The following is a 19,961-nucleotide window of genomic DNA, read 5'->3' on the forward strand; positions in this document are numbered from 1 at the left end:
TCCTTACTTGATTATGCTCTTAAAATTTATACAGATTTACGTAATATTTTTATTTACTTGCTTTAGTTGTTACTCCCAAAAACATCGTCAGTTAAGTAATTCGCCTAAATATGAATTTCGGGCAGCTTGGATTGCTACGGTTGATAACATTGATTGGCCACAAAAAGGGCAATATAATTCTGACTTACAAAAGAAAGATTTTATTCGAATTTTGGACGAACATAAGCAATCAAATCTGAATGCCGTGATGGTACAAGTCCGAGATGCTTGTGATTCGTATTATGCCCGAAGTGTTGAACCATGGTCTGAGTTTTTGACGGGTGTACAAGGCAAATTCCCTAATCCGTTTTATGACCCTTTGAGTTTTATGATTACGGAATCACACGACCGTAATTTAGAATTTCACGCTTGGCTGAACCTCAATCGAGCCACTTTTAGAAGAGCTACCAGCGTTACGCCCGACCACATTAGCAACCGAAAACCCGAATGGATTTTGACTTATGACGGCCAGAAATTGCTTAATTTTGGCATTCCAGAAGTGCGAGATTATATCACCAATGTGGTAATGGATATTGTCAAACATTATGACGTTGACGGCATCCATTTCGATGATTATTTCTATCCTTATCAAGTTACAGGGCAGCTTTTAAAAGACACTGAAACTTTCAAAAAATACAATAACGGTTTTACAAATATCGAAGATTGGCGAAGAAATAATACTGATTTATTAATATTCCAAATCAGTGAAGCCATCAAAAAAACGAAGCCTTACGTCAAATTTGGTATTAGTCCGTTTGGCGTTTGGAAAAATTATAGTTTACAAACCCCCGAAGGTTCTCGAACCCAATCTGGACAAACTTCTTACGGGCATCTTTACGCCGATACTCGCAACTGGCTACAACAGGGTTGGATAGATTATATTGCTCCTCAGATTTATTTTGACCGTAAACATCCTAAAGTTTCTTATACTGAATTATCGAAATGGTGGATAGAAAATGCCTTCGGAGAACATCTTTACATCGGTCATGGTATCTATAAAATAAAAACGGGCTGGAGTTTATCAGAAGCCCCTTCTCAAATCAGACTGGATAGACAATTCAAGCAAATTGACGGAGGAATATTTTTTAGTTCGAAATCTTTAACTGAAAATTATGGCGGTTTTCAGGATTCTTTACGAATAGATTTATACCGAAGTCCAGCGCTCATTCCTGCCATGCCTTGGAAAGATAATGTTGCACCTCTTGCCCCACGGAAAGTTGTTATTACCAGAAATCTCATCGGAAATCCTGTTTTGACATGGCAACCAGGCGAACCAGCAAGCGATGGAAATGAAAACACCTATTTTGCGGTTTACCGTTTTGATAGAGCCGAAAAACCCGATTTTCAACGAATTGATAAAATAATTTATATTGGCCGACAAAATACTTTTACCGATTTAACTGCCGAAAAAGCTCGTGGATACGTCTTTCACGTTACGTCTTTCGACCGTTTGCATAATGAATCCGAAACTTCAGCAACGGCCTCAATTGAGTATGGAGAGAAGTAATTTTCTCTTAAAAAAACATTTGTCTCGCCGCTACATTCCAGCGTATTCCAAAGGATGAAACAGTATTGGTATAATCTAATTTACCAACCGCACTATCGTACTTCCTCTGCATATAATGAGCTTCGACGAAGAGATTGTGTTTGATTTGATAAGAAGCCCTAAAATCTAAAATCGTTGTTACTGTGCTCCTCCCCTGTCCTGTATAATTGCCGTAGAGGTCATTATACAGCACTTTCCTACTTTTGGTATCGTAGCTTTTCAAAATGTTACCTCCCCAATTTTCAGTAAGGATTCTATCTTCACCAAAATTGGCGTAAATTACACGTCCTGTTAGTTGTAATCTATTGATGGGTTGCCAACGCACAATGTGCGTCCATTCTTCAAAATTTGCACCTAATGGATGTGCTAATGCTTGGTTATAATGCGTATAGTTGGCATCATCATAATGGCTATACGTATAGGGGCGAGCCGTATTCCATTCCACTTGATAATCCAAATTATTAATTCCCAGAACGTCGATATACTTCAAACCTGCTTGTACGCCATATTTATTTGCCCAAAATCCCGTACTTTTAAAAAATTCTTTGGAGTTAAATTCATCTAACATAAACTGTCCGTAGAACGAGAATTTCTTGGCAAAATTCCACTTAAAATCTATTCCAATAAAAGTATTGTCGGCACTTCCCTGAAAACTTTCAACAAATCGGTAAAATATTACTGGATTAAGGTAATTCAAATCGAATCCACTTCCTGTAGTACTGTCTCGTTGAAAAATAACACTTTCTGTAAAACCAATGTTCAATTTCTTCGATATATTCACACTCAAATGGTGCATAGTCATATATTTTCTTGGAAAAATTTGGTCGTTTGGTTTAAAACCTGTGTACACCAACTGTGTGAATAGATTTTGGTACTGAAATATACCTATGGTTGTATTCAGTTTCAAGAATAAATAAGGGGCGGCATTGTCCGACAGAATCATTGACCGAAAACCATTACCAATAATATTCTTGTCATGCCCAAATTGGAACTGAATATTTTTAGTAACCTGAAAGGTAATATACGCCCTCGCCGAGAAAAAATCTGCACTATTGGGGTCATTTTTAAATTCTTTTACCAACCCTTCCCCTGGCATTCCTGGCAATCTAATACCTGCCTTTCGTTGTTCATTTTGGTTATAATTATCCGTAAAATCTTTGACGTAATCAGGGATTAAAGCTTGATTATCGGTTATAAAAGTATAAAAGCTCACCTTTCGGTTAATCATTCCTCTGATTTCGATTCCTCTCGTATTGAGCGAAACGTTGCGTTTGCCATCGCTTCCTTCAAAAGAACCAATTTCAAAATTTATTACCGGATTTATATGAATGTCTAAATCCTCGTGAGCACTTGAATAAGCATCTGCTTTTCTGGCATAAAAAGTATTCCAAATTGGTTTTCGACTCTTGCCAATGGAATCGGGTTTTGCCCACTCCCAGCTATCATTTTGTAAATAGGCAAGATTAAATTTATCCCGATTGGATAAATCAATTGAATAATCCTTCCAGACGCTATCTACCAACTGAATAATGCCTCTGCGAGTATAAGGCTTAACAGTGGTATGGAAACCTTCTGAGAACTTTCCACGTTTTATTTCATAGCGGTCAATAAGATGATAATAATCTTCATTCAAAGGAGCAAATGTACTTTGAGCTTGGGAGCAGTAAATTATTGAAATACAAATATATAAAGTGAGGAAAAGTAGTTTTTTTAACATAATTTTAAGAAAAGTATGGGCTGATACCCCTGCGACTAATACCTCCGCAAGATAATAATTATTTAGCTACCACAACCCCAAAATCATGCCATTCGGTAAATATTTTACAGTAATTGCTTTAACTGCTCTTAAATTTTTTAATGGTCCAATCGCAGGTATTATCCTCGATTTAACGTGGATTGAAACCGCCTTATGCTCAATTATTGGGATGATGACTATGGTAGGATTAGTATGCCTATTGGGTTTAGAAGCGAGAATTTTAATTAAGAAATATCGCAAAACAGAACCAAAATTATTTTCAAAAAGAAGTAGATTTGCCGTTAAAATCTGGCTTAGATTGGGTGTTTGGGGTATTGCGTGTTTTACGCCCTTACTCTTTACACCAATCGGAGGAACTTTGTTAGCACTTTCATTCAAAGTTCCCATTCCTAAAATTCTATTTTCAATGCTCGTTTTTGCTGTATTTTGGGGCGTAGTTTTAACATTTGCATTCTTCCAAATTTCTGAATTACGGCATTTGTTTATGTGATAAAAATGCTTATTTTTACAAAAAATAAATCGCCATGACAAAATATCAATTAACATCTACTTTACAAACTATGCCTGAAGAATTTGGCATTGATGAATTGATGGAAAAACTTATAATCTTACAAAAAATTGAACAGGGAAGAAAAAATGTTCAAGAAGGTAAAGTTTACACTACTACACAAGCAAAACAAAAATTAGCGAAATGGTTGAGATAGTTTGGACTGAAACATCTTTATTAAATATCAATGAAATAGCTGAATACATTTCACAAGATTCAGTATTCTATGCTCAAATTCTGGTAGATAATTTTTTTAAAATTGAGAAAAAATTGATGGAATATCCACGTTCTGGAAGAATGATTCCAGAAGCAGGTTATGATGACTCATTAAGAGAAATTATTGAAGGAAATTATCGAATTTTCTATGAAATTAAATCTGAATTTAGAATTGAAATCCTTGCAGTTTATCATAGTGCGAGAAATATTGTTCTATAAATCTATTTCTTCATGTAATCCCCTCTCGAAAACGATTTTTCAATCAGGCAATACAACAAAATAAACAAGTAACGGCTTCCCATTTCCTTTATCTTCAAATTTGATTTTCCATACTTTCTGTTTTGCCAAGTATTGGGTACAACCGTATAAGAATATCCCCGCACGAACGCTTTTAAAGGCAATTCAACGGTCAAGTTAAAGTGTGCCGACATGAAAGGCTTTATGCCTTCGATGGTTTCTCTTTTATACAATTTAAAGGCATTAGTCGTATCGTTTGTTTTGATACCGGTCAGTATTTTTACCACAAAATTAGACACTCTGTTAATGAATAATTTCACTTTGGGATAATCATAAACTGCCCCGCCTTTAATGAATCTACTGCCAAAAACAGCATCAACATCGTATTCAAGCATCGTTCTATAATACTTCACTAAATCCTCGGGTGAATCCGACATATCGGCCATCATTACTGCCACACAATCACCTGTAAAACGCTCTAATCCGTACCTGATAGCGTATCCAAATCCATTTGGACCATTATTGGTAAAATAAACTAAGGTCGGAATTTCTTTCTGCAAATCCTTCAAGACCTGTTCGGTATTGTCTTTTGAGTTATCGTTGGTCACACAAATTTCATGGTCAATTTGATTTTTGACCAGTGTTTCGTACAATGAACGTAACGTTTCGGGAAGCGATTCTTCTTCGTTATAGGCAGGAATTACAACGCTTAGTTTCATATAGTTTCTACTTTTTCAATAAAATCAGAATATTCTTTTGCAGGTATAAAATGCTTTTGAGTACGATAATTCAAGACCGTAAAGATAAGAAATAACGAACTTAAAAGGGCTTGTAAAATGATGATGATGGAGGCGGTAACAAGGGTTGTGGCCCAACCTGGCGATGCATTTTCGGGAGATAATAGCTTGATAATCATCACAATAATAGCGCCTACTCCAGCAACGGCAGTCATCAATAAAGAGCCAATCAAAATTCTCACGGCAACCGTATCAAGATGCACCGAAACAGCACTTAAACCATGCAAAATCAAGGATACAAAGTTCATTTTTGATTTACCCGCTAATCGTACGCCACGCTCAATTGGAATGGATGAATAAGGCAGTTTCGACCGAATAATTCCTCCTGGAAAATGATTCCAAATTTCAGAAACGTAGGCTATTTTTTTGGCTTGGCGGAAAGGTAAAATACTAAAATTGCCAAATTCGATTACTTTGCCCGTCAATAACCCAAAAAGTAATTTGTAGATGGAATATCCAATTCTAAAAACTAATCCTTCGCTACGTTTGGCACGTTGGGCAAAAATGATTTTATCGGGTTGTTGAAGAGAAGCTTCATAAAGTGCTTGAATATCCGAAGGTTTATCTTCACCATCAGAATCCATTACGATAACTTTCTCAAAATCAGCTTCTTGCGTTAAATAAGAAAGCCCTAAAGCAATTGCTTTTTGGTGACTCACATTACGCCAAAGTCTAATTATTGATAAATTATATCCAGAAAATCGTTGAATATCACAAGGAATTGATGAACAATCATCAACAATGACAAAGGAAAGTTTAGAGAATAATTCGACCGAAACGCCCTTTTTGATTTCAAGCAAAAGTAGTTCAAGTGCGTCCCAGTCATTATAAAGAGGTATTAAAATTTTTATCATTGTAATTTAGGTATTAGGCGTTTGGTATTAGATGTTAGCAACCTTAGCATTCATGAGTCTAAAACCTAACCGCTAATCTCTAAAACCTGTGATTTACCAGACATTCTCTAAGTCTTTTGCCACGTATAAATGATTACGTTCTTCGTAAACGGTACCGTTTTTCTGAGCTTTCAACTTCAAAGTATCTTTACGAGTCAATTTATATAAAAAAGCCACAGGCGTTAGAAATATAAAAAATACAACCGACAACAATACGTAAGAATTAAAAGTACCTAAAATATGCGCAATTTTTCCCCAAACCCATGCAACTTGTTCGCTCAAAAAATTGGAAAATACGCCAATCAATCCCATAATCAAGGAGGCTGTTAGGAAATAATTCCCCCAAGTTTTTTGTCTAAACACAAAATATAATACCAACATTCCCACCGTAATGACGAGCATGGTTTCAATCGTTTTTTCTCTTTTCATCGTTTGATATGAGCCGTGAGTTGCGAGTAATGAGCTAAGAGTATTTTCTCAAAGCTAAATACTCATAACTTAAAGCTAAAATAATGTATAAATAAATGGAGCAATGGCCGAACCTCCACCGATAACGATGAGGATACCAATTAATAATAACACAAAAATTACGGGTAAGAGCCACCATTTTTTACGCTCTTTCAAAAAATTAAAAAGGTCTGTTAGAAAGTCCATGATTATGTTAATTTGATAATTTGAAGATTTGATAATTGGTTAATTTGAAGGTAGAGTTTTTCTCTTTTATTTTCAAATTACCTCATTTTTAAATTTTCAAATTCAGTTAATATCTTTTACTAATTGTTGAATTAAAATCTCATTTGCCAATGCCGTTGGATGTTCATCAAACGGAATAGCGTATCCTTTTTCGAGTGGATTAAATAGTTTTGAATAATCTAAAACCTTTACTCCTTTTTGTTTTAACAGATTGATTATCAGCGAACTATCTATCGTTGTTGGATAGATGATTACATAGAAATTATCATTCTTAAACTGCTTTTTATAATCTCTGGAAGCCTCCGCCATTACTTCGGCAGTTAGTTCGTAATCCTGTTCAGTAATTTTGAATGGATAGCCAATTTTGAATAGTTTAAGAATATTACTTTTTAATAATTGCTCAAAAATCCAACTTCTTACTTTCCGACCATCTTTGAATAATCCATCGTGTTTCAATTGATTATTTACCTCATGAAAATAAGGAGCCTGACCGCCATTGTAACTATAATTTGTCATCGTACCAAGCACTCGATTCACGTGGTCGTTGATGTAAATATAAAACCCAACGCCCGTATTTTCCTTAACGATTTTCTTAACATTTTTAATTTCTAAACGTGCCAACATTTGGTGTGGTCCATAGCCGCTGTACGCAAAATTATAGGGTCTGAAATTGCTGTCATATTTCCCAAAATAGTAAGGCATCGTCTCATTACTTTGAACTCCTTCTCCAAAAGTCATCGAACAGCCATAAAATTGTGCATATTTTGTTCGAGTTCTTGAAGTATCTAAAGGCGTAACCCTCAGGCTATTGGCATCCGTCGAATACTTGATGCTATAAATAATTTTTCCATCTTTAGTACGGGTTCCTGTATGAGAAGTATCGGGCTTTGGTTTATAACCTAAATCCTTGTCAAACATCATCGAATGCGTAGGGCCTTCAATTTTGGGTGCATTATGAGCTTGACTTTTCAACATCACGCCACAGATCCATTCCAAGAATAGGATGGTCAAAACGAGCATCAAACTTGGCATCAATATATTTTGCAACCAACCAATTTTATGTTTGAAAGCATACCAAAAAGAATAAGCCAAAAATAGATAAAACGAATATTTGGCAAGCGGTATAAAATTAATTCCTGCCACTATTCCATTACTATCACCTTTCAAAAAATCAAGTGTTAGCAATCCTGTAAAACCAAGAACGCACAAGAATAATAACCAAAAAATGATGCGAAACATATTCATTTTTAATCTAATTTAAACTCTTCTTTCCAATCGTCTTTTTCTGTCCATTCGGGCTGGTCTTTTTTATCGAAAATAAAATTACCAATGACCAAAAAGTCCATTTCCGTACGCATAAGACACTTATAAGCATCTTCGGGTGTGCATACGATGGGCTCGCCACGCACGTTGAAACTGGTATTTACGACCAAACCATAACCCGTTTGTTGCTTAAACTGGTCAATTAAAGTCCAATATCTTGGATTTGTTTCTTTATGAACCGTTTGAATACGAGCCGAAAAGTCGATGTGTGTAATAGAAGGCAAATCCGAACGGAGGTAGTATAATTTCTCCATCAAAGGCAAGGAACGGTAATTATCTGGCAATTGTTTTCTACGTTTTTCTTGAACGTTATGAACCAACAACATATACGGTGATTTGCCTTCCAACTCAAAATATTCCGTTGCATCTTCCGCTAAAACTGAAGGCGCAAAAGGACGAAATCCTTCCCGATATTTGATTTTGAGATTCAACTTCTTCTGCATTTCTTCGTTACGAGCATCTCCCAAAATGCTACGTCCGCCCAAAGCCCGAGGGCCAAATTCCATACGTCCTTGAAACCAACCTACCACATTTCCGTCTGCCAAAGCAGTAGCGGTTTTTGCGGCTAATTGCTCAAAATTTTCGTAATGGGTATAAACTGCATTGTATCTTTTCGACATCAAACGGGTATCTACATCTGAAAATTCTGGCCCTAAATACGAGCCTTTCATTGAATCTATGGCATTGGGATCAACCTTTCGTTCTTGTCCGAAGTAAATATATTCACCCACTAAAGCAGCACCCAAAGCGCCACCAGCATCTCCTGCGGCTGGTTGAATATAAACGTTTTTGAAAATCTTGGCGTTTTGTAATTTTCCATTTGCCACACAGTTGAGGGCTACACCACCCGCCAAACAAATGTTATCGGAACCCGTTAAACGTTTGGCTTCTTTTGCCATCAAGATAACGATTTCTTCGGTAACGATTTGAGCCGCCAAGGCAAAATCACAGTGCTCAGGTTGCAAATTTGTTTCAGATTCACGACGGGCAAAACCGAAAAGTTCTTCCCATTTTTTATCTTTCACCATTCGTAAACCCGTAGCGTAATCAAAGTAATCTTGGTTCAACCAAATTGAGCCATCAGGTTGAATATCAATGAGTTTGGTACGAATAATATCCGCATAACGAAGTGTTCTTTCTGAACTTGGGTCGCCATAAGGGGCAAGTCCCATCAGTTTATATTCTCCCGAATTCACCTTGAATCCCGCAAAATAAGTAATAGCAGAATACAATAAACCTAATGAATGTGGAAACTGCAATTCCTTCAAAATGGTCATATCTTTTCCTTTGCCGTGACAAATTGAGGCAGTTGCCCACTCGCCAACACCATCGATGGTAAGCACGGCTGATTCTTCAAAAGGAGAAGGATAATAAGCACTGGCGGCGTGTGAGAGGTGATGTTCGGGAAAGAGTAATCTTACTTTTTTCTTATCGAATTCACCGATTTTGAAGAGTTCTTCGTACAACATTCTTTTCAAGAACATTTTTTCTTTCAACCACACAGGAATTGCGGTTAAAAACGAACGAAGTCCACTGGGTGAAAATGCGTAATAAGTTTCCAACAAACGCTCAAATTTCAAGAGCGGTTTGTCATAAAAAACGATTGCGTCTAATTTATCTAAGGTTAATCCCGATTCCAATAAGCAATATTCAATGGCTTTTGTTGGAAAAGCGGGGTCGTGTTTGATTCGTGTGAAGCGTTCCTCTTGAGCGGCAGCAATAATTTCTCCATTTTGTGTAATGGTTGCCGCCGAATCGTGATAAAATGCTGAAATCCCTAATATATTCATGAAATAGTTTTATGGGTAATAAAAGACAAAAGTACGATAGATTGACGTAAAAGCCAATCTTGTAAGCTCATCAAAAAGTTAAATTTACTGAATGGAAATGGTCTTCAGAATAAAGTTTTTACTTTTTTTCCTAAATCCAAAGAAAATAATTCTGCTCCTTTTCGGTTCAAATGTTGAGAATTATAAAAATTAGTGCGATTATAACAAAGTGGATTATTGGAATAATCTAAAAAATGGCACTTATATTTTTTAACAGATTCTTGACATAAATTAATTAATTCACTTTTGTTTTTATAATATGGCTGAACTTCGTAATATTCAGGAGCGTACACCAAAATAACTTTAATTTTCTCCCGTTGACAAAAAGCTAAATATTCCTCAAATTGACGTTTTACTTCCTTATCAAATCTATATTTCGCTCCTTTGGGAAAACGTTTTTTAAAACTTTCAAAGTCTTTATTCCAAGCATAATCATTGCCTCGATATCCTTTATATTTTGAAGTAGTATCGTACAAATTTGAAAAGCCCATAAAACAAAAAAAGCCTTCAAAAGCTAATTTTTGTTGGTTTTTATACTTAAATAAGGGAATATTTTGTTGGTAAATATCAAATTCACCTTTATGATGATGCGTAACATTTTGAAGAATGGTATCTTGAATATAGGGCAAAAACTGAGGATAATCTGCTACATCTGCTCGTTTTGAAAAACCATAAACATCAACATTATGGATAATATATTTTGGCTTCCGATTGTGCTGTAAATACATCCTAAAACGGGCGTATTGCATATCAAAATGCCATGCAGAAAGCCCTAAATTGTAGGAATTTAAAACCAGTAATGAATCTAATATTTTAGGAGAAATATGGAATTCTGCCCGTGAAGACCCCATAATTAGCAGGTCGGCACTAATCTTGGAATTATACAAATCATTCCAAGAAGCAAAATACGCATTGCGGGATTTTCGCAAGCCTGTATCAACCATATAAGCGAAAGCATATAGACTGATAGTCAACAACATAAACAGGAAAAATATTTTCTTTGAAAATTTCAAAATCATCGTTTGATTACGCCATTAATTTTAAAATTTTTCTTGTCTCCAAAAACAATTTTCTGAAATCCACCTATCTGATAATGAGTTACTTGATTATTTTTCAAAGATAACGTTAAGTGCCTTTCGGTTTCGTATAAATAGTTTTCGTTATTCACTAAAGCCTCAATATTGATTCTATCCGCTCCTACTTTGGTGATATTCAAATATTTAACGGGCAAATTTTCCGTTTCTTTCAAGGTATATTTTACGCTCGTTGATGAACTATCCACTTGATAACTTTGAATAAAAGCTGGTTTATTCAAATCTGCTTGGATGAATAATTCTAATTCCTTCGCCCAATCAATGGTTTTAACTACTTGGTTTTCAGAATTTTCTGACATTAAAATTGTTTTTTGAACAACTGGTTTTTGCTTATTTAGGGTTTTAATTTGACGTTCTATCAAACCCTTTAAATCAAAATATTTATTTGTTTGATTTTCTTTTACTTCTTCGTTACAAGCACTTAATAAAGCACAAAATATCAATAAACTGATTATTTTTTTCATGTATAAAATCTTATTTTTATGTAAAATTAAGTACTATTTCTGATGTTGTTTTAGTTTTTACATAAAAAGGGCTTCAACCATCGTTAAAGCCCTTTTTACATTTATTTTTTCTATAAACTCAACAATTCTTTAAATCGAATGGCTTGGCGGCGTGAAATCTCAATTTTATCGCCACTTTCTTTTAAGGTTACTTGCAATCCTCCCGAAAACCACGGCTCAATTTTCTGAATATATTTCAAATTAATGATGTGCTTACGGTTGGCACGAAAGAATATTTTTGAATCCAATCTATCTTCTAAAGCATTCAAAGATTTGAGAACCAATGGTTTTTGGTCGTCGAAATACAAACGAACATAATTGCCCATAGATTCAAATAGACGCACATTTCCTAATCTTACGAACCAACATTTTTCACCATCTTTCACAAAAACTTGATCATTTTCAGAAAGAATTGTGGTGTTTTCTTTATTGGTTTCGGTGAGTTGTTTTTGGCGGTCAAATTCCTCCTCAACCTTCTGAACGGCTTCCGAAAGTCGGTGTAATTCGATGGGTTTCAGTAGATAATCCAGCGCATTAAATTCAAAAGCTTTAATCGCATATTCATCGTAGGCAGTCGTAAAAATGACTTCTGGAACGTAGCCTTCGAGGTCGGTCAGGAGGTCGAAACCCGTTTTCCCTGGCATTTGAATATCCAGAAAAAGGAGGTCAGGATGCAACTGATCAATCAAAATTACTGCTTCATCAGCATTGGCGGCTTCGCCCACAATATTAATTTTGGGAAAATTTTCGAGCAAGCGTTTCAGTTCATTTCTTGCTAAACGTTCATCATCTACGATTAGAGCTTTCATATTTTTTGTTTATTGGTAATTTCGTTGTTTGTGTTGCTAACTGTTGCTAACCCCGATTTCAAATCGGGGTTAGCATGTCTAAAAACCTAATCCCTAATAACCAGTCTCAATAACTAATACCCCGCTTTCACCAGGTTAGTTATCTTCGTTAAAGGGCTATCTTTCTCTGGTTCAATTTGTGGTATTGGAATAATAATCTCAGCGGTTACTACCTCTTTTGAAGCCTGAAAAATTCTAAATTTCGATTCTGGCCCAAACAATAATTCCAATCGGTGAGCGGTATTTTCTAAGCCAAATCCACCCGAATCAGTCGTTTCCAACGTGCCAGTATTACTGATAATAATCAATAAATTTTTACCTGCAACCTTCGATTCTATGCTCACAAAGCCCCCTTTTACGGGTTTTGAAACCCCGTGTTTAATCGCATTTTCAACCAAAGTTTGCAACAACATCGGCGGAACTTGGACGGTTAAAGTTTCGGGATAAATATTTTTACGAATCTGCAAACGTTCTTCGTAACGGATTTTTTCAAGGGCTAAATAATCGTCTACCGTTCTCATTTCTTCCGAAAGCGAAACCGTTCTGCGTCTATCTGCTAATAAAGAACTCCGTAAGATATTGGATAATTGCGTAACTGCTTTTTGGGCTTTGTCGGGGTCTTCAAGGATTAATGCCCGAATACTATTAAGGGCATTAAACATAAAGTGCGGATTCATTTGGGCTCTCAAAACCTTCGATTCTGTCTCTTTTACCGACGATTCCAAGCGAATTTTATCCACTTCAACTTCCGATTTTCTTTCAAAATAATGAGAAGCGTAGTAGAAAAGTGTCCAGATTGTTAAAGGTTTTGCCCAATAGAAAATATACTGAAGAATGAAGAAAAAAGACCAAAAATCAGCTTTTTCATGCTCCCTTAAAATATAGGTATCAATCGGAATGTTAAACAATGCCATAAAAATTGACATGGCACTAACCGCCAATAAAATACGAGGAATTACTCTTTCAATCGAAATTTCTATCCAATCGTATTTTTTAATTACTTTTCTAAAATTATGGGTTAAAACAATGGCGATAAAAATATTTAAAACCGCAGAAGTAAACCATTCAAAAGACAAATTGTAGGTATTGATGTACAACACTACTTCGTTAGCAAGCCAAGCCGACCAACCAAAGATTTGTAGTATCCAATATAATTTAATTCTTGACATAAAATATCTGTTCTGTTTCTCTTACACAACAACAATTTAACGCAATCCGATGGGAAACGTGGGAAAAATTAAGTAAACGGAAAGTTGTGTGGATAAACGGACGATTTTGAAAGGCTTTGGCAAACAAATTATTCAGAAACTCCCGCTAAATGCGTAATATCACAGGCTATTTCAACACTAAATTTTTGAGTTTCATACTCATAAATAAGTTTATACAAACACAAATTAGCGTGGTCGAAAGTATCCATTTCATTCAATGGGCGTTCGAGGAGCAAAGTGAGGAGAATACGGATGGCTCGTCCGTGCATGGCAATCAATATAGTTTCTTCTTCGGGGCGACTAAGGATTAAGTCAATGACGGGTTTTTGACGGGCAATTACATCAGCAGGACTTTCGCCTCCTTCCGATGGCATATCAGTTTCGCCGGCTATCCAACTGTCAATCAACACTTTATAATATTCATTATCTCGATTGTTGGGAATTTTTCCTTCACGCACGCCCCAACTAATTTCGTTCAGACCTATGTGTTGTTCCCAAGGAAGATTCTTCGCTAAAAATTTATTTACCGATTGATGCGTTCTTTTCAAACCAGATGTATAAACTTTGTCGAAAGGAATGTGTTGATAATGTTGAAAAAAAGCCTCGGCTTGCGCTTGTCCTAACTCATTGAGGTCAGAATCTACGCCACTTCCTTGCACTACACCTTGACGGTTGAAGGCAGTTTCTCCGTGGCGTATCAAATAAACTGTTTTTGTGGTTGGGTTTTGTGGACGTTGTTCAGACATTGATTATCAATTAATTGCAAAATATCCGCAAAAGTACGGCATTTTAATCAGAATTTAGCTTTGAGAAAGATGCTTTTAACAAACATTCTCGCTTTTTTATTTAACGGTTAAGAATCAGTCACATAATTACAATAATATGATAAATACTTCAATATCGCTTGAAAAATTAAATAGTATGAGTATTGGTAATATGGTCGAACATTTGGGGATAGAATTTACCGAAGTTACACCCGAATATATCTGTGCGAAAATGCCAGTTGACCATCGCACCAAGCAACCAATGGGACTTCTGCACGGTGGAGCATCGGTGGCTTTGGCGGAATCTTTGGGAAGCATTGCCTCGTGGTTATCCTTAGAAAATCCAGAAAAACAAGCAGCAGTTGGCGTGGAAATCAATGCAAATCATTTAAAATCAGCCCGAGAAGGCTATGTTTATGCAAAATGTACGGCCTTGAAGGTGGGCAGAACGATGCACATTTGGGACATAAAAATTACGAATGAAGCGGGAGATTTGGTTTGTGTGAGTCGATTGACTACCGCAATTATTGAGCAACGCTCATGAAAAAATATACTAAATCAACAAAATCAGCGTAATTTTAGAAACGAAACATATTACGCAACTAATGACTAAAAATAATTCACCATTGCAATTCTGGAACAATTTCCAAAAACCCACGAAATTTCTTTATTTATTTTCAATACTTACTCTTTTTATCTCTCTGATAATCTTTGGATTAGCCTATTTCAAAGGATTAGAAAACGTAATTCATTGGGATGTTCTCAGTGAATTGGGCGAAGTTCCTATTGTTCTCGACCAATTTAAAGTGGGCCATGAAACGCTCAGTATTCCTTCCAAAACTTTCATCATTACTGAACAATTTGTTGCCTCTCCGATGGCTGTCAATGCGCTCGGGAATTATCTGTTTTTGGGGCTTTTTATGACCGGATTTATCCTAATTTTATCCGCTCTTTCGGCGCTTGTACGCTTTTGGTATTTGATATTTATAGGGTCGGTAATTCTATTGATTGTTACCTTCAATGTGGGTTTAGTGTTTAACCTTTCCGATAATTATATCAACATCGCAGCCATCATTTTATACATCGGAACGAGCTATTTCTTCCACGCTTTTCGCCCAGATATTGACATTCTCAAACGTTTTTTTACCTTCTTTTTTATTACAGTTATAGTAGGAATATTAATTCATCATTTTTCCAAAATAAATACCCCATTTTTACTACTTTCAAGTTATCGAACTTCGGGAGCGATGCTTCTTTCAATCGGTTTTATTTTCTTGATTTCCTATGAAATAATCAATGGTTTTTTAATTATCACCACTTCCTCAAAAGGCACAAAACAATTACTCAACTTCTTGATTATCAGTACGATATATTTAGCAAATGTGCTATTAATTTTCTTGTACAACAATAAAACAATTGATTGGAACATGATTTATTTAAGTCCTTTTTTATTGTTAATTATCTCAATAACTTTAGGCATTTGGGGATTTAGAAGTCGTAGAAATTTGTACGTTGAAATTATGAATTTTGAGGAATCGGGGGCGTTTATTTACGTGGGTTTGAGCATCATCACACTTGCTACTTGCGGACTCGCCTTCGCCACAGGCAACGACCCAATGGTTGAGGTTTTTGAAGATGCCGTAACTTATTCGCATTTGGCCATGGGCATTATGTTTTTGGTGTATATAATTTTAAATTTTTCAAGCCTTTTCCGTGATGGATTAGAGGTTTATAAAGTCGTTTTCAAGCCATTTCGTTTCCCAATTTGGATGTTCAGAATCATGGCATTAATCATGATTGGAGGCTTGCTATTATTCATCGATTTCTTTCCGACAAAACAATTTTCAGCCGCCAGTTATAATGCTTTGGGCGATTATTACACGACTGCAAAAGACTATAAATTTGCTGAAATTGAGTACAAAATTGCGCTGTCTTACGAACCTCGAAATCATAAAACCAATTATGCTTTAGCCTCACTTTCCATCACCCAAGGCGACAACGAAACGGCGGGTGTATATTTTAGAAAAGCAACCACCAAAAACCCATCACCCTTTGATTATGAAGGGCTTAGCCGTTCGCTTTCGGATGGTGACCAATTTTTTAATGCCATTTTTGTCTTAAAAGAAGGGGTGCAAAAATTTCCAAAATCGGGTGAATTACAGAATAATCTTGCTTATTTATACAACAAATCAAAATTGCCAGATTCAACCTTAATTTATTACGAATTGGCAACCAAAAATGCTAAAAAACCAGAAGTACCAGCCAGCAATTTATTCGCTTTTTGGGCAAATAATCTGAAAAAAAAAGGCATTGATGAAGTGTTAAGTACGACAGAAGATATCAAGTATAATTCATTTCAGGCCAATAAGTTAGCGCTAAAAAATGTGGCCAAAAAGGCCTCACTCCCAGGGAAAAATTGGGGTGGAATCTTCTCGCCAGATTCAATCTTAAATGCTTCAGATTTCGCTTGGATTTATAACCAATCTATCCACCAAAAATCGAATGGTAAAACCTTACCTTTGAGACGATTAGCCGAATCGGAAGATAACGAATCATTATCTGAAGATTTACTTTTTGCCAATGCCCTTCAAGACTATTATCAGGGCGATAAACTCATTGCTTTTCAGAATTTTCAAGCTTGGTCGTTAGGAGATTCTACCGATAAAAAAGGAAAATATTACGCCTTTTTATTGAATACCTTATTGAAAAAAGAGAAAGCAGAAACCATCTTTATTAGCGATATCAAAGACCCCACGGGACAAGGATTAAAGCAACATCCTTTAAATGAAAATGTAGTGGCCAAAGCCGTTGAAATATTCAATAAAAACAAACAACCCGCAAAAGCTTACGATGCCATTTCAAAAGCAATCGCTTGGCGAAAAGATTCACCAAAATTGTATGAATTATTTATTCTTCAAGCCCTAAATATTGGGATGAAAGATTATGCAATTGATGCTTTGGCGATGCTTCAAAAATTATCCCCAACCGATTATCAGCGTTTTCTACCGACCTATCAAGCCAAACTACAATCCATCGAAAAGGCGGGTGCTGGTTTTCAGTAAATTGGTAAGTTTGTTCTAAATTATTATCAAAAATGGAAATTATACAAACTACCAACATTTCAAGACGTTACGTCATGGGTGAAGAAATTATCCAAGCCCTCAAAGACGTAACCATTTCAGTCAGCAAAGGCGAATACGTGGCTTTTATGGGTCCTTCGGGTTCGGGAAAATCCACGTTAATGAACATCGTTGGTTGTTTGGACACGCCCACTTCCGGACGGTACATTCTTAATAATCAAGACGTTAGTGAGATGACTGAAAATGAATTGGCAACAGTTCGTAACAAAGAAATTGGTTTTGTTTTCCAAACATTCAACCTTTTGCCTCGGCAGTCTTCGCTCGAAAATGTGGCATTACCCTTGATATATGCGGGCTATAATAAAGCCGACAGAATCGAAAAAGCGATGCTCACCCTCAAAGGTGTAGGACTCGAAAACAGAGCTCATCACAAACCAAACGAACTTTCGGGTGGACAACGACAACGTGTTGCCATTGCCCGTGCCTTGGTAAACGACCCATCCATTTTATTAGCCGATGAACCCACGGGAAACTTAGACACCAAGACTTCCTACGAAATCATGGATTTGTTCGACCAATTATATTCAAAAGGCAACACTATCGTCATGGTTACGCACGAAGACGACATCGCCCAATACGCCCACCGAATCGTACGATTGCGTGACGGTTTAGTAGAAAGCGACAAAATTAATCCGAATGTAAAGAAAGCGAAGGAATTGATGATGAGTTTGAAATCGCAGGATTAGTTAATTGTAATTTGTCGAAGTATGAGTGTTCTATCAAATATATTTGAGTCTGATACTAAGGAAAAATGGAAACAATTAGCCTTAGAAATTGGTGGAGAGTTTATTGACGGAGGATTTTGGGATTCGGATAAGGTTATTCTCAATTATCGAAAAACAAGGATTATTTTAGATACTTATACCGTTCACAGTGGTATGTCTCTCACTTAACTTATTGTCGTCTTCGTTGTCCCTTTGTTTCAACAAACGGGATTACCTTTGAGATTAGCTCTGAAAAAAAACGGAATTACATAAATGACCTATTTAGTATTAAAAAAACGGAAACTGGTAATGCTGAATTTGATGGTGTTATTCATTGTAGTTCAAAGCATTTAAAAAGTTTTAGGAGCTTTTTGGACTCAAATCTTTTACAAGAAAAGTAATTCAGTATTCTGCAAAATACTGATGTTAAAGTTTTTGTAAGAGAAAATACAAGGTTTTTTTCTTTATATCATACCCCTCCAATTATGAACAATTAGATAACGCTTGAAAGATTAGGAAAAGAATTGGATATTGAAAAACTGAAATCATGGTTCAACCTCTGCAAAATCACCCTCGACCGTTTAATTGAAATAGGCGAGGCCGAAGATATTAACCCCAATATTCAGTAATTTTAAAAATAAATACTTTTTTTTCAATCAACGGCTTGTATATCTAAAAAACTTCCGTACCTTTGCAGTCCAATCAAATGGAAACAACACCGCAGGATGGAGCAGTAGGTAGCTCGTTGGGCTCATAACCCAAAGGTCACAGGTTCGAGTCCTGTTCCTGCTACTAAATAAAAGCGTAACTTACTTATAAAAAAGTAGTTACGCTTTTTTGCTTTATCATTACCCTTATCAAAATGGAACAAATCAATCATAAAGCTGGCTTTGTAAGCATCGTAGGCAAACCCAACGTGGGTAAATCAACGTTGATGAATGTCTTGGTGGGTGAACGCCTCAGTATTATTACCTCGAAGGCGCAAACCACTCGCCACCGCATCATGGGGATTCTGAATGGAAATCATAAGGGTACTGATTTTCAGTTAGTTTACTCGGATACCCCTGGAATTATTCTGCCCAAATATGAGTTACATAAATCAATGATGACTTTTGTGCATAGTTCTTTGGAAGATGCCGATGTGATTCTTTTTGTAACGGATATTTTTGAAAAATACGATGAAGATGATGTTATCGACAAACTTGCTCGGATTGACCATATACCCGTTTTATTATTGATTAATAAAATAGATTTAGCCACTGAAGAACAAATTGCCGAGAAAATTGCTCATTGGCGTGAACGCTTCCCCACACAAGCGATTATTCCAATCTCGGCATTGAAAGAACAAAACACTGGGTCAATTTTTGATTCAATCGTGGAACATTTACCCGACCATCCACCCTATTTCGATAAAGAAGAATTGACCGACAAACCCGAACGTTTTTTTGCTTCGGAAATCATCAGAGAGAAAATATTTTTGAATTACAAAAAGGAAGTTCCCTACTCGTGCGAAGTGTCGATTGCGGCATTTAAAGAAGAAGAGAATATTATTAGAATTTCAGCAGAAATCTACGTGGAAAGAGTAACCCAAAGAGCCATTTTAATTGGTCATAAAGGGGAATCTATCAAAAAAGTGGGTATTCAAGCCCGTGAGGCAATGGAAAAATTCTTTGGCAAAAAGGTTTTCTTAGAGCAATTCATCAAAGTAGAACCCGATTGGCGGTCGAAACAACAGAAATTACGGATGTTTGGGTATGGTGGGGAGTAGTTTTAATTTAATTGATAACAAGATATAATCAACTTACAATAACATTTAAGTAATTA

At 36.1% G+C, this 19,961-nt stretch carries 21 protein-coding genes and 1 tRNA gene; 10 read left to right on the plus strand and 12 right to left on the minus strand.

From position 1 onward, the window contains the following. Positions 1-13: 13 nt before the first annotated feature. Positions 14-1,546 carry a glycoside hydrolase family 10-like protein gene (locus tag AC1W31_RS03810; RefSeq protein ID WP_481733079.1) on the plus strand — a complete coding sequence of 511 codons (1,533 nt, stop codon included), beginning with the start codon at positions 14-16 and terminating at the stop codon, positions 1,544-1,546. Positions 1,547-1,553: 7 nt separating this feature from the next. On the opposite strand, the gene AC1W31_RS03815 is transcribed toward AC1W31_RS03810, so the two are convergent. Continuing rightward, the gene (locus tag AC1W31_RS03815) at positions 1,554-3,302 is read right to left on the minus strand and encodes a hypothetical protein (protein WP_481733080.1); all 1,749 of its coding nucleotides are present in this window, start codon (positions 3,300-3,302) and stop codon (positions 1,554-1,556) included. An 85-nt stretch (positions 3,303-3,387) separates the two neighbouring features. Between AC1W31_RS03815 and AC1W31_RS03820 the strand changes: the two genes are divergently transcribed. The 3 genes from AC1W31_RS03820 to AC1W31_RS03830 are packed head-to-tail and all read left to right on the plus strand — an operon-like array spanning position 3,388 to position 4,323. Continuing rightward, complete coding sequence (locus AC1W31_RS03820; RefSeq protein ID WP_481733081.1) at positions 3,388-3,831, plus strand: hypothetical protein; 444 nt, start codon at positions 3,388-3,390, stop codon at positions 3,829-3,831. A 34-nt stretch (positions 3,832-3,865) separates the two neighbouring features. After that, positions 3,866-4,045, plus strand: a complete 180-nt coding sequence (locus AC1W31_RS03825; RefSeq protein ID WP_481733082.1) for a hypothetical protein — start codon at positions 3,866-3,868, stop codon at positions 4,043-4,045. Beyond that, positions 4,033-4,323 carry a type II toxin-antitoxin system RelE/ParE family toxin gene (locus AC1W31_RS03830; RefSeq protein ID WP_481733083.1) on the plus strand — a complete coding sequence of 97 codons (291 nt, stop codon included), beginning with the start codon at positions 4,033-4,035 and terminating at the stop codon, positions 4,321-4,323. The genes AC1W31_RS03825 and AC1W31_RS03830 overlap by 13 nt, the downstream gene beginning before the upstream one ends. A 2-nt stretch (positions 4,324-4,325) precedes the next feature. On the opposite strand, the gene AC1W31_RS03835 is transcribed toward AC1W31_RS03830, so the two are convergent. From AC1W31_RS03835 to AC1W31_RS03885, 11 genes are all read right to left on the minus strand, one after another. After that, a complete protein-coding gene (locus tag AC1W31_RS03835) occupies positions 4,326-5,060 on the minus strand; it encodes a glycosyltransferase family 2 protein (protein WP_481733084.1) in 735 nt (244 codons plus the stop codon). After that, positions 5,057-5,992, minus strand: a complete 936-nt coding sequence (locus AC1W31_RS03840; RefSeq protein ID WP_481733085.1) for a glycosyltransferase — start codon at positions 5,990-5,992, stop codon at positions 5,057-5,059. Before AC1W31_RS03840 ends, AC1W31_RS03835 begins: the two co-directional genes overlap by 4 nt. Positions 5,993-6,085: 93 nt before the next feature. Then, the gene (locus tag AC1W31_RS03845; protein WP_481733086.1) at positions 6,086-6,460 is read right to left on the minus strand and encodes an SxtJ family membrane protein; all 375 of its coding nucleotides are present in this window, start codon (positions 6,458-6,460) and stop codon (positions 6,086-6,088) included. Between the two features lie 75 nt (positions 6,461-6,535). After that, on the minus strand, positions 6,536-6,685 hold the full coding sequence (locus AC1W31_RS03850) for a DUF5989 family protein (protein WP_481733087.1): 150 nt from the start codon (positions 6,683-6,685) through the stop codon (positions 6,536-6,538). A gap of 102 nt (positions 6,686-6,787) precedes the next feature. After that, complete coding sequence (locus tag AC1W31_RS03855; protein WP_481733088.1) at positions 6,788-7,963, minus strand: hypothetical protein; 1,176 nt, start codon at positions 7,961-7,963, stop codon at positions 6,788-6,790. Positions 7,964-7,971: 8 nt separating this feature from the next. Continuing rightward, the gene (locus AC1W31_RS03860; protein ID WP_481733089.1) at positions 7,972-9,837 is read right to left on the minus strand and encodes a carbamoyltransferase family protein; all 1,866 of its coding nucleotides are present in this window, start codon (positions 9,835-9,837) and stop codon (positions 7,972-7,974) included. A 104-nt stretch (positions 9,838-9,941) separates the two neighbouring features. Beyond that, a complete protein-coding gene (locus tag AC1W31_RS03865; RefSeq protein WP_481733090.1) occupies positions 9,942-10,895 on the minus strand; it encodes a hypothetical protein in 954 nt (317 codons plus the stop codon). Continuing rightward, positions 10,892-11,434, minus strand: coding sequence for a hypothetical protein (locus AC1W31_RS03870; RefSeq protein ID WP_481733091.1), 543 nt, complete (start codon positions 11,432-11,434; stop codon positions 10,892-10,894). The genes AC1W31_RS03865 and AC1W31_RS03870 overlap by 4 nt, the downstream gene beginning before the upstream one ends. A gap of 110 nt (positions 11,435-11,544) precedes the next feature. Next, complete coding sequence (locus tag AC1W31_RS03875; RefSeq protein WP_481733092.1) at positions 11,545-12,282, minus strand: LytR/AlgR family response regulator transcription factor; 738 nt, start codon at positions 12,280-12,282, stop codon at positions 11,545-11,547. Between the two features lie 113 nt (positions 12,283-12,395). Beyond that, the gene (locus AC1W31_RS03880) at positions 12,396-13,490 is read right to left on the minus strand and encodes a sensor histidine kinase (RefSeq protein WP_481733093.1); all 1,095 of its coding nucleotides are present in this window, start codon (positions 13,488-13,490) and stop codon (positions 12,396-12,398) included. 128 nt (positions 13,491-13,618) lie between these two features. Continuing rightward, a complete protein-coding gene (locus tag AC1W31_RS03885; protein WP_481733094.1) occupies positions 13,619-14,275 on the minus strand; it encodes a histidine phosphatase family protein in 657 nt (218 codons plus the stop codon). A gap of 136 nt (positions 14,276-14,411) precedes the next feature. Here AC1W31_RS03885 and AC1W31_RS03890 point away from each other — a divergent pair, with 136 nt between their 5' ends. The 6 genes from AC1W31_RS03890 to era all read left to right on the plus strand — a co-directional run bounded on the left by AC1W31_RS03890 (position 14,412) and on the right by era (position 19,905). Beyond that, positions 14,412-14,837, plus strand: coding sequence for a hotdog fold thioesterase (locus AC1W31_RS03890; RefSeq protein WP_481733095.1), 426 nt, complete (start codon positions 14,412-14,414; stop codon positions 14,835-14,837). 61 nt (positions 14,838-14,898) lie between these two features. Next, positions 14,899-17,355 carry a tetratricopeptide repeat protein gene (locus tag AC1W31_RS03895; RefSeq protein ID WP_481733096.1) on the plus strand — a complete coding sequence of 819 codons (2,457 nt, stop codon included), beginning with the start codon at positions 14,899-14,901 and terminating at the stop codon, positions 17,353-17,355. A 32-nt stretch (positions 17,356-17,387) separates the two neighbouring features. After that, positions 17,388-18,119, plus strand: a complete 732-nt coding sequence (locus tag AC1W31_RS03900) for an ABC transporter ATP-binding protein (RefSeq protein ID WP_481733097.1) — start codon at positions 17,388-17,390, stop codon at positions 18,117-18,119. Between the two features lie 21 nt (positions 18,120-18,140). Further along, the gene (locus tag AC1W31_RS03905) at positions 18,141-18,326 is read left to right on the plus strand and encodes a hypothetical protein (protein ID WP_481733098.1); all 186 of its coding nucleotides are present in this window, start codon (positions 18,141-18,143) and stop codon (positions 18,324-18,326) included. A gap of 530 nt (positions 18,327-18,856) precedes the next feature. Continuing rightward, positions 18,857-18,929: transfer RNA gene (locus tag AC1W31_RS03910), tRNA-Met, on the plus strand. Positions 18,930-18,999: 70 nt separating this feature from the next. Beyond that, positions 19,000-19,905, plus strand: a complete 906-nt coding sequence (era, locus tag AC1W31_RS03915; RefSeq protein WP_481733099.1) for a GTPase Era — start codon at positions 19,000-19,002, stop codon at positions 19,903-19,905. The last annotated feature ends 56 nt before the right edge of the window (positions 19,906-19,961 follow it).

This window comes from Arcicella sp. (assembly GCF_964672035.1).

Excerpts from the sequence above, each read along its gene's own strand:
- era (WP_481733099.1), top strand. The coding sequence starts at position 19,000 with ATGGAACAAATCAATCATAAAGCTGGCTTTGTAAGCATCGTAGGCAAA.
- AC1W31_RS03875 (WP_481733092.1), bottom strand. The coding sequence starts at position 12,282 with ATGAAAGCTCTAATCGTAGATGATGAACGTTTAGCAAGAAATGAACTG.
- AC1W31_RS03855 (WP_481733088.1), bottom strand. The coding sequence starts at position 7,963 with ATGTTTCGCATCATTTTTTGGTTATTATTCTTGTGCGTTCTTGGTTTT.
- AC1W31_RS03900 (WP_481733097.1), top strand. The coding sequence starts at position 17,388 with ATGGAAATTATACAAACTACCAACATTTCAAGACGTTACGTCATGGGT.
- AC1W31_RS03850 (WP_481733087.1), bottom strand. The coding sequence starts at position 6,685 with ATGGACTTTCTAACAGACCTTTTTAATTTTTTGAAAGAGCGTAAAAAA.
- AC1W31_RS03825 (WP_481733082.1), top strand. The coding sequence starts at position 3,866 with ATGACAAAATATCAATTAACATCTACTTTACAAACTATGCCTGAAGAA.
- AC1W31_RS03895 (WP_481733096.1), top strand. The coding sequence starts at position 14,899 with ATGACTAAAAATAATTCACCATTGCAATTCTGGAACAATTTCCAAAAA.
- AC1W31_RS03905 (WP_481733098.1), top strand. The coding sequence starts at position 18,141 with ATGAGTGTTCTATCAAATATATTTGAGTCTGATACTAAGGAAAAATGG.
- AC1W31_RS03885 (WP_481733094.1), bottom strand. The coding sequence starts at position 14,275 with ATGTCTGAACAACGTCCACAAAACCCAACCACAAAAACAGTTTATTTG.
- AC1W31_RS03830 (WP_481733083.1), top strand. The coding sequence starts at position 4,033 with ATGGTTGAGATAGTTTGGACTGAAACATCTTTATTAAATATCAATGAA.
- AC1W31_RS03820 (WP_481733081.1), top strand. The coding sequence starts at position 3,388 with ATGCCATTCGGTAAATATTTTACAGTAATTGCTTTAACTGCTCTTAAA.
- AC1W31_RS03815 (WP_481733080.1), bottom strand. The coding sequence starts at position 3,302 with ATGTTAAAAAAACTACTTTTCCTCACTTTATATATTTGTATTTCAATA.
- AC1W31_RS03840 (WP_481733085.1), bottom strand. The coding sequence starts at position 5,992 with ATGATAAAAATTTTAATACCTCTTTATAATGACTGGGACGCACTTGAA.
- AC1W31_RS03835 (WP_481733084.1), bottom strand. The coding sequence starts at position 5,060 with ATGAAACTAAGCGTTGTAATTCCTGCCTATAACGAAGAAGAATCGCTT.
- AC1W31_RS03860 (WP_481733089.1), bottom strand. The coding sequence starts at position 9,837 with ATGAATATATTAGGGATTTCAGCATTTTATCACGATTCGGCGGCAACC.
- AC1W31_RS03870 (WP_481733091.1), bottom strand. The coding sequence starts at position 11,434 with ATGAAAAAAATAATCAGTTTATTGATATTTTGTGCTTTATTAAGTGCT.
- AC1W31_RS03810 (WP_481733079.1), top strand. The coding sequence starts at position 14 with ATGCTCTTAAAATTTATACAGATTTACGTAATATTTTTATTTACTTGC.
- AC1W31_RS03865 (WP_481733090.1), bottom strand. The coding sequence starts at position 10,895 with ATGATTTTGAAATTTTCAAAGAAAATATTTTTCCTGTTTATGTTGTTG.
- AC1W31_RS03890 (WP_481733095.1), top strand. The coding sequence starts at position 14,412 with ATGATAAATACTTCAATATCGCTTGAAAAATTAAATAGTATGAGTATT.
- AC1W31_RS03845 (WP_481733086.1), bottom strand. The coding sequence starts at position 6,460 with ATGAAAAGAGAAAAAACGATTGAAACCATGCTCGTCATTACGGTGGGA.
- AC1W31_RS03880 (WP_481733093.1), bottom strand. The coding sequence starts at position 13,490 with ATGTCAAGAATTAAATTATATTGGATACTACAAATCTTTGGTTGGTCG.